Below are 13,733 nucleotides of genomic sequence, written 5' to 3' on the forward strand. Positions count from 1 at the left end.
GTCGGTCGTAACAAGGGTCAGGCCACCACTGCGGCGGTGACCCCATCCTCACAGTCGTAAGCGTCGCCGACCGACCCGACCGAGGCCGCGATCCGGGCCGAGTCCAGGTGTTCGGCGAGGCGAAATGATGTGTATTGCGACCCGGCATCGGAGTGGTGCACCAACTCGCCGGGAATGGGTGGACGGCCGTCTCGGTCGCGCTGCCACAGGCCCATGTCCAGGGCATCCAAGACGAGTTGGGTCTGTTTCGACAGCGACGCGGACCAGCCGACGATGCGGCGGGAGAAGGTGTCCACGATGAAGGCGACATAGACGACGCCCGCCCAGGCGGCGACGTGCGTGAAGTAGGCGACCCAGGTCCGGTTCGGCGCCGGTGCAACGAACTCGCGGTCGAGCAGGTCCGGGGCCCTGGCCGCCGCCGGGTCCGGCATGGTCGTGATGACCTTCTTGCCGCGGACGGCGCCAGCGATGCCGATCTCGCGCATCAGACGCTCGACCGTGCAGCGGGCCACTTTCTGGCCCTGGCGGTTCAGCTGCCGCCAGACCTTCCTCGCGCCATAGACACGGTAGTTGGCCTCGTAGACGTCCTTGATTTGTTCCTTGAGCCCCTTGTCCCGCACGGACCGCGGGGAGGGCGCCAACTGGCGTTTCTTGCAGGCGTAGTAGGTGGAAGGGGCGATCTTGCAGCCGTGCTGGGTGAGCACGCGGCAGATCGGCTCGACACCGCCGAAGCGGTCCCGGTACTCGTCGATGAACGCTACGAGCGCGTGTGTGGCCGGTCGAGCTCGGCCGCGAAGAAACTCGCCGCCGCCTTCAAGATCTCGTTCGCCCGCCTGAGTTCGGCGATTTCCTTCTTCATTGCCTTGACCTGCGCGGACTCCTCTGTCGTCGTCCCCGGCCGGGCTCCGTTGTCGATCTGGTCCTGGCGGACCCACTTGCGCAGCGTCTCGGTCGTCCCGATCCCCAGCTTGGCGGCGACCGCCTTCATCGCGGACCACTCGGTGTCGTACTCCGGCTGCACCTCGGCGACCATGCGGACCGCACGCTTGCGCAGCTCAAGGGGGTAACGGGAAGGGCGTGCCATGACTCGATCCTCTCAAATGATCGAGTCCCTATCGAACCCGGAACGGTTCACAGGCCGGTCGCGGCCAGGTCGTCCCCGACGAGCCGGTCGGCGTGGGGACCGCCGTTGAGTTGGTCGTCACCCGCACCACCGACCAAGGTCCCCGCGGCCTCCATATTCGGGGAGATGGTGATGGCGTCATCGGCGTCCTTGGCGCTGACCCGTATCGACGTCGTGGGAAGAGGGCACTCAGAGGTATGCGGAGACGTCGGCCGACAAGGTTCCACGGCCACGACCGTAGCCCCCGAGTCTGTCACTACGACGATGTTGCCCCGCCGCCGGATGGTGATGTCGTTCGCCACCCCGTCGGCTGTAACGACAAGGCCGTCGCCCATCTTCTCCACGCGTGTGTCGCCGGCGAGCGTTCCGTCTGTGGACAGTGCCGCGCCCACGGCAGAGGCCCCGGCCAGCGGCGCCGAGATGAGCGCGCCGATGGCCACAACCATGGTGCAAATGCGTCGGGCTGTCATCCGGGTCCGCCTTTCGAGACGTCTCTCCTTATCGGCGCCAACTGGCCTCTCATGCCCGCCCATCAGGGGCATCCGTTGATGTAGTCGCCCAAATCGGCGCGACAGTCGTCCACTTCGGAACCTCCTTCGACGTAGTCATTGCCGCTGATGTCGTCCACCGCGTTGATGAGTCGCGGCCCCGACCGCCGCCGGCGTAGTCGTTGCCGGGGCCTGCGACGATCTGCTCATTGCCCGGGCCGCCATCGATGACGTCGTTGCCGGCGTTGCCGTTGATGACGTCGGAGCCGTCGCGTCCCTCGATGGAGTCGTTGCCGAGACCGCCGAAGATCCTGTCCGCGCCGCTTCCCCCGATGAGGGTGTTGTTGCCCGCGCCGCCGGAGAGGAAGTCGGATCCCTCTTCGCCTTCGAGGGTGTCGTTGGCTGATCCACTCACGAGGTTGTCGTTGCCCGCGCCGCCAAGCAGCGTGACACCGAGGACAGTCAGCGAGGAGGTGACGTTGTCGTCCTGGTCTCCGGCATGGACCACGAATTCGGTGGTGCCCCGGTGGTAGCACCGGCCACGCCCGGGAGATACAGAATGAGACCACCCATCGCAGACAGTAGACCCACGGCGGGATAAAACCCTCTCCTCATGCCCAGCCCCCTCACAGTGCGAAACGCTCTTTGTTCGGTCATGGATCAACCATTGAGCAATGGACTATTCCGTCCTCGGGTACCTGGTCAGCCCAATTTCCTGTCCCGCCCTCAGTCATGGCGGCGCAGGCCCGGTCCGTCCGATGCGACCGGGCTTCTGGGGCACCCAGAGCATGCCGGGTTACGAAGCCACGCTGAAGGCGAATTAGCGCCACCCTGCATTCACCGATTTCACGCCTAGATCCCAATCCGGACCTTGGGGTGCGACGGGCGACCACGCGGTGCTGGAATCGGCTGATGTTCGCCCGCCGACGCGGTACAGAGTGACGCGACACCCGAGGTCCGTGGTCGACCCCAACGGGTCATACAGTGCTTCAGGGACGGCGGCGCGCTACGTCCGCATGTGAGGCCACACCTCCAGCGTCTCCTGATACGCGGTCAGGACGAAAAGATCCCAACGGACTTGACGTCAGAGGCCGTATCCACGCCAATGGCGTTTCCGCGCGTTCACGGAAGATCTCGCCTTTCGCTGTCCTTGGTCATCCGCAATGCGCTCGCCCAGGGCGTAGTGCAACCGCCAGCCGGACCTGGCGTCGTACCGCATGAGCAGCGGTACCGAGGCATGCGTCTCCTCATGGAGGCAACCAGTTGGCGCACGCCCGTATCGGTTTCCTCTCTTGCCTTGATCCTTGCGCACTGACACTCCGGCAGGTCCGGGTGTCCGGTTCGCTGTCACGTTGTGAGGTCGACGCTGAGACTGGTAGGGGTCGTGGGCAAGGAACCACCAGTCGGGGTACTTGGCAACGTGGAGTCGGGCAGCTGAGCGAACGGAGGCTCCAGCGTCTCCCCGTTCTGCCGCAGCATGAGTGTGCGTACGACGCGTTCGGCGGCGCGTCCGTCGTCGAACTCGCAGAACCGCTCCCGGAACCCGGCCCGCAACCGCGCCGACTCCCCGTCCCGCCAGGTCCCGGAGGCGAACAGCCACGCCAACTCCCGGTAGGAGCACGACACATGACCCGGCGCGTCCGCGGTGATGTCGAAGTAGGCGCCCCGGCTCGCCGCGTACGCCCCCCAGTCGTCGGCATGGATCACGATCGGCCGGTCCAGGTTGGCGTAGTCGAACATCAGGGCTGAGTAGTCGGTGACCAGCACGTCGGCGGCGAGCATCACCTCTTCCACGTGCGGTTCGTCCGTCGCGTCGATCAGTACGCCTCGCCGGTGCAGATCGGCCAGGCCCATCCCGCGTGCCGTGCCGTTCGCCAGCGACGGGTGCAGCCGTACGACCAGGGTGTGGCCGGTGCCGAGGTCGCGGGCGAACCGGGCCAGGTCGATCCGGTCGACATGGCCGCCGCGGCGGTAGTCGCGGCGGGTCGGCGCGTACAGCACGACGGTGTGCCCGGCGGGGACCCCGAACCGGGCGCGGGCGGCCTCGACGGCCTCCGGGCCCGCGTTGACCAGCACGTCGTTGCGCGGGCTGCCCGTGCGCGCCGACGTGAAGTGGCAGGGATACGCCCGCTCCCACACCAGCTCCGAGTGCCGGTTGGCCACCAGGCTGTAGTCCCAGCGGTCCGCGCGCCACAGCATCTTCGGCACGTTGAAGCCGTGCCGCGCGCCGGGCTTGGTCAGCAGGTCGGCCGCCATGTACTTCAGCGGGGTGCCCTGATGGGTGTGGATGTGGACGCTGCCGGGGCGCTTGGTCAGGGTGCCCGGCCAGTTGACGTTGTTGATGAAGTACTTGGCTCGTCCGGTGACTCGACGGTATTCGGCGGAGTCCAGGAGGACGGTCGCGATGTCTTCGGGCACTAACTCCGCCTGCCTCTTGTCGCGCACGACCCATACCCCCCGGATGTGGGGGGCGATCTCGCGCGCCTTGTGATAGATCGCCGCAGGATCACCGATGACCCCCTTGTGTGAGAACGCCGAGTACACGGCGAGGTTCGGATCCAGCGACCGGCGCATGGCAACTGCCGACTGTCCCCGCTCGATCCTGCGGCTCGCCGCCCGCCGCACCTGCTGTGCCCGGCGCTCCAGCCGGCGGCCCATCCGAACCGCATGTTGCTTGGCTCGATAAGCGGCGTAACTGCCCTCCAGTAACGTGAGTTTTCCGGAGATGGACGCCCCCTGCGGCTTGCGTTCGCGGAACATCTCGGCGGTGCGACGGAAGAACTCAGCCTTGTCGGAGGGGGCCAGCCGGTCCGGCTTTGCAAGGATGTCCAAACAGTGCTTGCCCATCTTGGCGTGCAGGTATGGACGCCAGCTCGCCAGCTCCGCCCGCGAATCGACAAAGGCGAAGACCCGCTCGTACTGGTCGTGAATATCGAAGTGTTTACGGCTGGTCGTCGACAGAATGTTGCCTTGTCGGCGCTGGCGGTAGTTCAGACAGATCCGGTCGAGTGTGGCGATCCGCTGCGCGGTGAGCATGACCGGGAAGGTCCATGGTGTGTCCTCGTAATAGCCCGGCGGGAAGGTGAAGCCCTCGCGCTCGACGAAGTCCCGCCGGTAGACCTTGTTCCACACCACCATTAACAGGTCGAGGATTTCCGGGTGTTCGGCCACGGTGAAGGTGCCGTACCCCGTGTCGGCCAGCATGTGCGCCAGCACATTCCTGCGCGCTCCACCCCACCAGTACGCCCGCACGTAATCGAAGACCAGCACATCCGGGTCGGATGTGTCCGCCAACCGGTCGGCCATCGCGTGCAGTGCGCCCGGGGTGAGGGTGTCGTCGCTGTCCAGGAAGAAGAGGTAGTCACCGGTGGCGTATGGCATTCCGGCGTTCCGGGCGCGCCCCAGGCCGACATTCTCCGACAAGTGCAGCACGCGAACTCGGTTGTCTCGCTTCGCGTATTCGTCGAGGATCGCGCCGCAGCCGTCCGGCGAACAGTCGTCGACGGCGATCACCTCGAAGTCGGCGTACGACTGCCCGAGCACCGAGTCCAGGCACTCCCGTAGGAAGCCCTGAACTTTGAACACAGGGATGATGATGCTGAAGCGGGCCATCCTGTTTTCTCCTTGGTAATCATGTTGCTCAGCCATGGCTGTCCCGGCCCTGACGGCCCGTCGCCCATGCGATGGCAAGGGGATGGGGTGCGCAGGACAGTCGGGGGCATGCGAGCGCCCGAGGGAGAAACGTCGGTAAGGGGCTTCAGGTTCGTCGCGTCGCCCGCAGGGACGATAAAGAAGATGGTGCAACCGGTCTTGGGGGGATGCACTTGTGACCAGGAAAGGCATGGCCAGGAGCCGGTAGTTGGCTTGCGCCGGACGGCATGGGATGACGGCATTACGGTTCACTGAAGGAACTGCCGCTTTTCATCATGAATAGTCGTGCTGGCAGTGCGCGGACGGTGCCATGGCAGTGCTGAGGAGAATGGATGACGGCGCGGGCGGAGTACCGCCCCCGCCGCAGTGCCGAGGGATCGCCGCCCCCGGCTGAGGAAGCGGCTGGCGCCATTACCGCATGGGCATGGATCGCGCCGCCGCAGGTCTGTCGACAGCGGGCGGTGCTGCGCGGTTCAGCGTGCGCCCGCCCAGTTGTGGGCGACGTCCACCATTATGCGGCCCGGCAGGGCCAGAACCCGGAATGGCAGACGTGCCCGGACGCCGAGCCCGAACTGGGTCTGTCCTTCGAGGCTGCTCGCATACCTGGCGTCCCTGAAGGTTCGGTACCCCGCGAGGTTCACCCCTGGCAGGAGTTGACGCGGCTCAGCGGCGTATGTCGGCTCACCTGTGGTGATGTCGTAAGACGGAGCGTGCACCACTACTTCGATGATCGCTCCGCCGGAGACTGGTATGAGGTCTCCCGATCCGTCCTGGTAGAGACGGTGCACATACCTGACGGAATAGCCTAGGCTGCCGCGGCCGGCACCGGGGACCTCGATGATCATCCTGTCGAAGCAGTCGTGGCGCTCGGTACGCGCGTTCCTGACAGGCTCTGTGACATAGGCGGGACTTGCCTTGACGTCACCGCCCCAGTTGATACGGCAAGCAGCGCCGCTATGGCCCACCGCGGCGCTGGCGGGCGGGGCCGCTACGCATAAGGAAAGGCTTGCGAAGGCAAGCATCGTTGCCCACGTCCTTACAAGGTGTCTCATTATGCCCTCCTTACAACCATTCTTCCCTTATATCTCGATACTATGAATAATGACCCGAATGGGGGGGTTCGATGGTAGTCCAGGTCAGGAAAGACCCCCTGGCAGCCACGGTCCGGCCGGGGAGATACGGGGTGCGCCGACGGACCCGCGAGGACGAGGTCAGCACCCAAGGTCACTTTATTGGCGGCAGGCGGATGTCCAGTCAGCCCGGCATGATGGCTGGCTGGCGTCCTTGTCTTCTCAGCGGCCACAGACGGTGTGGAACCCCCCGCACCGACACCCGCCACCACAACGGTGATCAGAGAAGCGGGATCGCGGGAATCGATCGGGGAGAGGACGGCACCGAAGTGAGCACACTCAATAGCTGGAGCAAGCAGGCAGCGTGCAGCGGCGGCGATCCGGACGACCTCTTCGTCGAAGGCACCGCGCAACACCGGGCCAAAGCCGTGTGCACGGGCTGCCTGGTACGTACCGAGTGCCTCGCATACGCCCTGGACCATCGTATTGAGCACGGGGTATGGGGAGGAATGACCGAACGAGAGCGCCGCGCCGTCTTACGACGCCGGCCGACAGTCACCTCATGGCGTCTGCTGCTGGAATCAGCCCACAGGGATCACCAGCCCTCCCGTGCCGCCGACCGCATCAAGCAAGTCCTTTCCGAAGCCGGCTGACGGGGACTTGCGATGACCGGAGAGGCGGCAGTCGTGTACCGCGTGTGAGCCCCTCCCAGGACACCGGCGTTACCAGTGGCCTCGCGACGTGACACTCAGCAGCGGAAGTCGCTGATTCCCTTCCCCAGGTGACCAATCGTCCGAGACTGACCAAGTCAGGCGTATCGCTTGGCCGTCTGGCGCAGCCGGTCGAGTGAGTCGTCGGGGGTGAGCGCTTCGTCGCCGAGGCGGTCCAGGGCGAGCCGGTATTCCTCGGTCTCGTCCCGGTCCTCCAAGAACGCGGCGCTCTTGATGTGCTCCAGGTAGACGATGTCGGGCAGATCGGCGCCGCCGAAGCGGAGATAGGTGATCGGCATGGCGGGCGCGGACGCGTTCGTCACATCCAGCGGCACGATCTGCACGGTCACATGGGGGCGCTGGGCCATCTCCACGAGATGCTCCAGCTGTGCCCGCATCACCTCACGGCTGCCCAGTACACGCAGCAGCACCGACTCGTCGACGATCGCCCACAACTGGGGCGCCTCCGGGCGGTGCAACAGCTCCCGTCGCCGCGTGCGCAGCTCCACACGGCGCTGCACCTCACGGGCCGGCGCCATGGGCAGCCCGCGCTGCACCACGGCCCGGGTGTAGTCTCGGTCTGCAACAGGCCGGGAATGTACTGGAGTTCAAAGGTACGGATGGCCGTCGCGGCCTCCTGCAGCCCGACCAGCCGGTCGAACCACTCCGGCATCAGCCGCTTGTCATAGCGCTGCCACCATCCCGGCTCACCGGCACGGCGCAGCAGCTGCAGCAGCGCCGAGCCCTCGTACTCCTCGGCCCGGTAGTACTCAAGGAGCGTGCGTACGTCGCTCTCGGTGGACGGCCGACGGCTCTTGCCCGCCTCGATGCGCGACAGCTTCGCGGGACTGAACCCCACGGCACGCGCGGCCTGGTCCTGGGAGAGGCCGAGGTCCTCGCGGATACCGGCCAGCTGGACGCCGACCAGCATCTTCAGCAGGGTCGGCGCGGGTTCGGTCCGGTCGAGGTACGGTGCGAGGCGGGAGAGATGCGAGGCGACTCGGCGGACATCCTGACTCCCTGTAGACCGGCATACGACAGACCGCATTCTGCGCACCCTCCGCCTCCCGACGTCTAACCGCGAGAAGCGGGAGGCGCAACCTCGACGCAGTTGCGCTCGGTGTTGTTGTGCCGGTTCTTGGTCCAGCGGACGCCTAACGAGCCTGCCCGCATGCTGTTCGGTGCTTGGCATCTCACTCTCGCCCTACCCGTGCTCCGCATCGACGCTCCTCGCGCAATTTCCCGTGAAATTGCACGCGAAAGCCGCCGGCGTGGATAATGGCAGGGGGCGTCAAGTGCAGTGCAGGCGCCGTGTCTTGACGGGGTATCAGCGAGACTTTGCGTCCTTACCTGCGTACGAAGGCTCAGACCGCCCGGCGGTCCGACGGTCAACTCCAGGGATGAGGTCACCACCTCGACGATGAGCCGACATAAGCCAGCTGCGGCCCCCACTCCGACTGCCGGACACCGGCATCGGGCGCCGCTGATCTTCAGATCATGCGGGACAGCGCATGGCGTGTTCTCGGCCCCGACGACAGCTCCGATGCTCTGCCGCCCACTGTCGGCGAACTCGAGACGCTCGCCCTCGCCTTGCGCGGGCATCTGGAGTCGATCCTGCCCGAGGTTGAGCGAGCGGCCGGTCCGCGGCCCAGCGACACGCAGTCGTACTGCGCGCTCGCCTGCATCGGCGAGGCCCGTCGGAAGCTGGGCGTCACGCCGCACGCCTCGCTGCAGTCCCGGGTGGCGCATGCCCGGCTCCTGGCCCGCTGCCTGAACGCCCTGTGCGACCACTACGAACGCCTCCGCAACGCACCCTCATGACCTTGCCCATATCCGAGATGACGTCCCTGTCCACCGAGTGCCTGCTGGCGACGCGGCCCGGATACACGGACCTGCACAACAGCTGCCATCAGCTCCAGGACATCCCCCTCCCCCATGGGATCGGCATCCTCCTGCAGTCCCGCTGCGCCTGCTCCTGCCACCGATCGGGCGGGCGCGCGTAGTGCCGTGTACTGCGTCTATCCGCTGCTGGTCTGATCCGATGTATGAGGCCGATCGCAGCATCGCCACGCCCGTCGAAGGGGGCGCCCGCCTGCCCGGTATGCACAACCGTAAGAACTATGAGCGCTCGCTCGTCGGGATGATTACCCGCTCATGTCCGTAACGCGCCTGCACCGGGACGAGTTTGTGCGGACTGTGCGAAGCAAGATGATGATCGTGGCTGCCAAACTCATGCGTTCACAACCAGCCTGGCAGCACCCGCGCTCCACGGGTCTGCTGGCTGCGAACCTGGGCCCCCGCTCCGTCCCCAATCCAGTGCCGGCGCGCAAGGCCCTGCAGCAGGCTCTGGCCCTGCTCGAAACACCCAACGACCCAGCGGCCCTCGCGGCTGCACGGCAGGCCGCATGGCGTGCTTTCGGCTTAATTCCCTACCCCTGGCAGGCACCCGGCTGCGAGAGCACCCGACGGGGATGGCGAACCCGTACGTGCCTCGACCAGGGCTGCACACGGTGTGCCGCCTATGAAGCCGGCGAACCAATGCCCGAAGATGACGGGTAACAACCCGGCCCATCTGTTCCGACGTCGAGGACGCGCGTGCGGCGGAGCCACCTCAGTGAAGGGCATGGTGGAGTCACCGGCGCTTCCTGGAGGCTCTGCCGCGGCCCGAGGTGCGGGTGGGGGGCTGGTTCCGCGCACCCGCCAGGGCGGGCGCCTGGTCATCCGTCCGGTGGCCTGGACGAGACCGCGTCCGCCCGGAGCTCCCCTTGACGGTGGCCTGCGCTCGCTTGGCCAGGACCCGCCTCTTGAGGGCCCGCATCTCCGGCTCGCGCTCCTTCAAGTCGGCGACGATCGGCGTGGCGATGAAGATGGAGGAGTACGCGCCGGCCGCGAGGCCGACGAACAGGGACAAGGAGATGTCCTTCAGTGTGCCCGTACCAAGGAACCCGCCACCGATGAACAGAAGGCCGGCCACCGGGAGCAGGGCGACCACGGTGGTGTTGATGGAGCGGACCAGCGTGCCGTTGATCGACCGATTGGCGATCTCGCCATAGGTGAACTGGGCCTGTCCGGTGATGTCCTTCGTCTGTTCCTTGAGACTGTCGAAGACAACGACCGTGTCGTACAGCGAGTATCCGAGGATCGTCAGCAGACCGATCACAGTGCCGGGCGTCGCCTCGAACCCGACCAAGGCATAGATGCCGATCGTGATGGTGATGTCGTGAATGAGAGCGACGAGAGCCGCGACCGCCATGCGCCACTCGAACGTGATCGCCAGATAGATCACCACGAGGACCATGAAGATGCCAAGGCCCTGCCAGGCTTTGTTGGCGATCTCTTCGCCCCAGCTCGGGCCGACCAGGTCTGCTGCCAGCCGCTCCGGGTCGAGGTTGAGGTCCTCGGCCAGTTCCTGCTTGATCTGGTCGGATGAGTCGGTGTCGATGCCGGCGATCTGGATGCGCAGACTGCCGTTGCCCAGCTTTTGCACGATGGCCTCATGGCCGGAGGCGTCATGCGCGTATTCCTCCGCCTTCGCGACCGACGTGCTGATCTTTGCCGGCGTCGTGAAGACCGCTCCGCCCTGGAATTCGATGCCCATGTTCAGGCCGCGCACCGCCAAGCCGGCGATGGCCAAGAGGGTGATCAGGACGGAGAGGCCGTACCAGATCTTGCGCTTGCCTACGAAGTCGTAGCTGATCTCGCCGCGATGCAGCCGAGCACCGAGGCCGCGGAGTCCCGACCCCTGCTCATCTCTTCTTCGTCCGCCGCGACGGCCGGAGCGGCGCAGTGGCGGCTTGGCGCCCAGGCTCTTCGGGTCGAGACCGGACCACTTGTGGCCATGCGCGAAGAACGGGCGGCGGGCCAGGCGTGTCATCAACGGCTTGGTGAAGTAGAAGACGACGATCACGTCGAGCAGGGTGGTCAGGCCGAGCGTGAAGGCGAAGCCCTTCACCTTGCCGACGGTCACGGTGAACAGCACGGCGGCGGCGAGGAACGACACGAAGTCGGAGACCAGGATGGTGCGCCGGGCGCGCGGCCAGGCCCGCTCGATCGCGGGGTACAGCGAGCGGCCCTCGCGGATCTCGTCCCGGATGCGCTCGAAGTACACAATGAATGAGTCCGCGGTGATCCCGATGGCGACGATGGCGCCGCAGACGGCCGGCAGGTTCAGTGCGAAACCGATGGCCGGGCCGAGCAGCGACATGATCGCGTAGGTGAGGACGGCGGAGACGGCCAGGGAGGCCAGGGCCACAACCGACAGGCCTCGGTAGTAGACCAGCAGGTAGATCACGACCAGGGCGAACCCGATGGCGCCGGCGAGCAGTCCGGCGTGCAGCTGCGCACCGCCGAGGGCGGCGGTCACCGTGGTGACGGTCTCTTCCTTGAACGACAGCGGCAGGGCGCCGTACGACAGCATGTTGGCGAGATTGAGTGCCTCCTGCTGTGTGAAGCTGCCGGAGATTTCCGCCTGGCCCCCCGCGATGGCCGTCCGCACATACGGGCTGGAGACGACCTGGCCGTCGAGGACGATGCCGAACTGATTCTGCGGTTGCTGCTTGGTGGCCAGTTCGCCGGTGATGTCGGCGAACTTCTTCGATCCGCTGGAAGTGAAGGTCATCTGGACCTGCCACCCGGCGGCACCTTGGATGTCGTAGACCGCTTGGGCCTTCTTCACCTCGGTGCCATCGATGGCAGCCGGACCGAGCAGGTACTTGTACCAGACCTTGTTGATCTCACCGCAGGCCAGGGTGGGCTCGCCGGGCTTGGCGTGCTCGCCGGCCTTGGCGCGCTCGGCGGACTTGGCGCAGTCCAGGGCCGCGTACCGAGTCCGCATGTCGGATGCCGTGGTCGAGTCGCCCGTGCGGGCGGAGGGGGTGACCGACGGCTGGGAGCTGTTCCGGTCTGCTGCGCCGGGCCCGCGGTCCCTCGCGGTGCCGGAGGCAGCGGGAGATGCCTTGTGTCTGGGCGCGGCGCCCACCGACGGGCCCCTGCCTCCTTGGGAGGAGACTCCGCCACGGGGGGACGCGCTCGGTGACGGGCGCGCTGAGGTGCTGCTGGGCTCGCTGGTCAGGACCGGGCGGAAGTACAGCTTGGCGGTGGTGCCGACCTGTTGCCGGGCCTCCTTGGAGTTCGTGCCCTTGGGGATGTTCACGATGATGTGGTCGGTCCCCTGGGTCTGCACCTCCGCCTCGGAGACACCTAAGCCATTGACGCGGCGGTTCATGATGTCGACCGCGGTGTCCATGTTGGTCTTGTTGATCGCCGACCCCTGGTCGGCTCTTGCCTTGAGCGTGATGCTCGTACCGCCGACAAGGTCGATTCCGAGACGGGGAGTGGTGTTTTCGGAGGCGAGCATTCCTCCCGTCATCGCCACGAGGGCGATCAGAATGAGGGCAAGCGAGTGCCCTCGCCTTCTCTGCGCGCCCGCTCTCCGGCCCTTCTTAGGTACTGCCACCGTTTGTACTCCCTCTCGGGCCGCCCCACGCTTGACGGGCGCGCCGACCATGACCTGGGGCCGCGTTTCGACGACATAACTTGCTCACCCGCCACCCCGGCGGGCCCTGCCCTGGCCGCTGCCGGTTTGGTCGCGGCCCCGTGTGTGAGAAAGGCGAATTCTGCCCCCCGTTCCCAGGTGCCCGCGGCCCGAACACCCTTGCCCCAGATTCTCACTGCATGCGGCAGAGCCGTCCGTCGCTCATGCCGAAAGTGGCTCTCACTCTCACCGAAGAGCCTTCACTCCCGCTGAACCGGGCCGTCCCTCATGACCGAATCCAAACTCCTCTCAAGTGCCCCACCGACGTCCTCTTTTCCTGGGGCGACCAGGGCATACGAGCACCGCAGGAAGCGTGCGAGGACGGCAGTTCTGAACTGGACAGGAAGTATCTCTCCGGCGGAGTGGAACTCCAGAACCGTGCCCGAGGGACAACACGACCATATGCGGACGCTCCCGCTTCCAGCGTCCTTGTTCAAGCCCTCCGACAGCAAGTCCCTGGCGAAAACCCACGTCCTCGGCCAGCCTCCCCGGGTCGCCTCGGCGGGCAGGATGACCTGGACCGCCAGGGGGTCCGTCGACGAATAGCGGAGGGCGGCCCGGAACGGAACTGGCTTGTCCCGTAAGGCAATGATCCGGACTTCAGCTACCTGCGTGAAGGTGACGTCCATGACAAGCCTCTGCATTGTGTTTCGGGGTGAGCCGATACTCCGGTTTCCCCTACGACCCGGCACGACACTGATTCGCTACGCGAGTTTCAGCCGCCTCTTTTATGAGATGCATCACAGCTCTCCTGCTCAGCGCTACGACAGATCAACCGAACCATCTTTAATGATTAGTTGAACAACATCCCGGCTGGCTGACCTTACTGGCTGCCCGACAAGCGCGATCACCGGTTACCGTCCCCTACTGACCTATACTCAAACTGCCACAGCTGGGGCAGACTTGCATTCGATTCGGCAAAATCCTCCTCCTGGGGAAGCCACCATCTCGACCGCGGGCCACGCTCAACAGCCAGAAAGACGCCGAAAATACCGCCTCGCGATCGGTCCCGCACGGCGCGACACGTTGGCCAAATGCCTGGCGAATAGGGCCACTTGAGGAAAGCGGGAAGGCTGGCGATTCCATCGGTCTGCCGTTGGGATACTCGTCCGCCGAGCCCTGGTGACTGCGCGATGATGCACTTGCCACCCGTGAAGC

General features: G+C 65.9%; 10 protein-coding genes and 3 pseudogenes. 3 read left to right on the forward strand and 10 right to left on the reverse strand.

Annotated features, from left to right (window positions below):
- Window positions 1–17: 17 nt before the first annotated feature.
- The 6 genes and pseudogenes from ABIE67_RS49025 to ABIE67_RS49050 form a co-directional block, all read right to left on the reverse strand.
- Window positions 18–935, reverse strand: a complete 918-nt coding sequence (locus ABIE67_RS49025) for an IS3 family transposase (protein ID WP_370270954.1) — start codon at window positions 933–935, stop codon at window positions 18–20.
- Window positions 836–1,084: pseudogene (locus ABIE67_RS49030) on the reverse strand (transposase); the annotation flags it as partial. The pseudogene ABIE67_RS49030 and the gene ABIE67_RS49025, both read right to left, overlap by 100 nt.
- Before the next feature lie 47 nt (window positions 1,085–1,131).
- Window positions 1,132–1,569, reverse strand: a complete 438-nt coding sequence (locus tag ABIE67_RS49035; RefSeq protein ID WP_370270955.1) for a hypothetical protein — start codon at window positions 1,567–1,569, stop codon at window positions 1,132–1,134.
- A gap of 73 nt (window positions 1,570–1,642) precedes the next feature.
- A complete protein-coding gene (locus ABIE67_RS49040) occupies window positions 1,643–2,119 on the reverse strand; it encodes a calcium-binding protein (protein WP_370270956.1) in 477 nt (158 codons plus the stop codon).
- An 839-nt stretch (window positions 2,120–2,958) separates the two neighbouring features.
- Window positions 2,959–5,223: a CDP-glycerol glycerophosphotransferase family protein gene (locus tag ABIE67_RS49045; RefSeq protein ID WP_370270958.1), complete on the reverse strand. Its 2,265-nt coding sequence runs from the start codon at window positions 5,221–5,223 to the stop codon at window positions 2,959–2,961.
- A 512-nt stretch (window positions 5,224–5,735) separates the two neighbouring features.
- On the reverse strand, window positions 5,736–6,107 hold the full coding sequence (locus tag ABIE67_RS49050) for a hypothetical protein (protein ID WP_370270959.1): 372 nt from the start codon (window positions 6,105–6,107) through the stop codon (window positions 5,736–5,738).
- A 554-nt stretch (window positions 6,108–6,661) separates the two neighbouring features.
- Between ABIE67_RS49050 and ABIE67_RS49055 the strand changes: the two genes are divergently transcribed.
- On the forward strand, window positions 6,662–6,985 hold the full coding sequence (locus tag ABIE67_RS49055) for a WhiB family transcriptional regulator (protein WP_370270960.1): 324 nt from the start codon (window positions 6,662–6,664) through the stop codon (window positions 6,983–6,985).
- 155 nt (window positions 6,986–7,140) lie between these two features.
- Here the strand turns inward: ABIE67_RS49055 and ABIE67_RS49060 are convergent.
- Window positions 7,141–8,090: pseudogene (locus ABIE67_RS49060) on the reverse strand (helix-turn-helix domain-containing protein).
- A gap of 449 nt (window positions 8,091–8,539) precedes the next feature.
- Between ABIE67_RS49060 and ABIE67_RS49065 the strand changes: the two are divergent.
- Entirely contained in the window at window positions 8,540–8,863 is a 324-nt protein-coding gene (locus tag ABIE67_RS49065) for a DUF6415 family natural product biosynthesis protein (RefSeq protein ID WP_370270961.1), read from the forward strand.
- 2 nt (window positions 8,864–8,865) lie between these two features.
- Window positions 8,866–9,045, forward strand: a complete 180-nt coding sequence (locus tag ABIE67_RS49070) for a hypothetical protein (protein ID WP_370270962.1) — start codon at window positions 8,866–8,868, stop codon at window positions 9,043–9,045.
- Window positions 9,046–9,674: 629 nt separating this feature from the next.
- On the opposite strand, the gene secF is transcribed toward ABIE67_RS49070, so the two are convergent.
- From secF to ABIE67_RS49085, 3 genes and pseudogenes are all read right to left on the reverse strand, one after another.
- A complete protein-coding gene (gene secF / locus ABIE67_RS49075) occupies window positions 9,675–10,829 on the reverse strand; it encodes a protein translocase subunit SecF (protein ID WP_370271002.1) in 1,155 nt (384 codons plus the stop codon).
- Window positions 10,803–12,497: pseudogene (gene secD, locus ABIE67_RS49080) on the reverse strand (protein translocase subunit SecD); the annotation flags it as partial. The pseudogene secD and the gene secF, both read right to left, overlap by 27 nt.
- A 278-nt stretch (window positions 12,498–12,775) precedes the next feature.
- The gene (locus ABIE67_RS49085; RefSeq protein WP_370270964.1) at window positions 12,776–13,204 is read right to left on the reverse strand and encodes an SsgA family sporulation/cell division regulator; all 429 of its coding nucleotides are present in this window, start codon (window positions 13,202–13,204) and stop codon (window positions 12,776–12,778) included.
- Between the last annotated feature and the right edge of the window lie 529 nt (window positions 13,205–13,733).

The sequence above is a fragment of the Streptomyces sp. V4I8 genome (assembly GCF_041261225.1).
Taxonomy (GTDB): Bacteria; Actinomycetota; Actinomycetes; order Streptomycetales; family Streptomycetaceae; genus Streptomyces.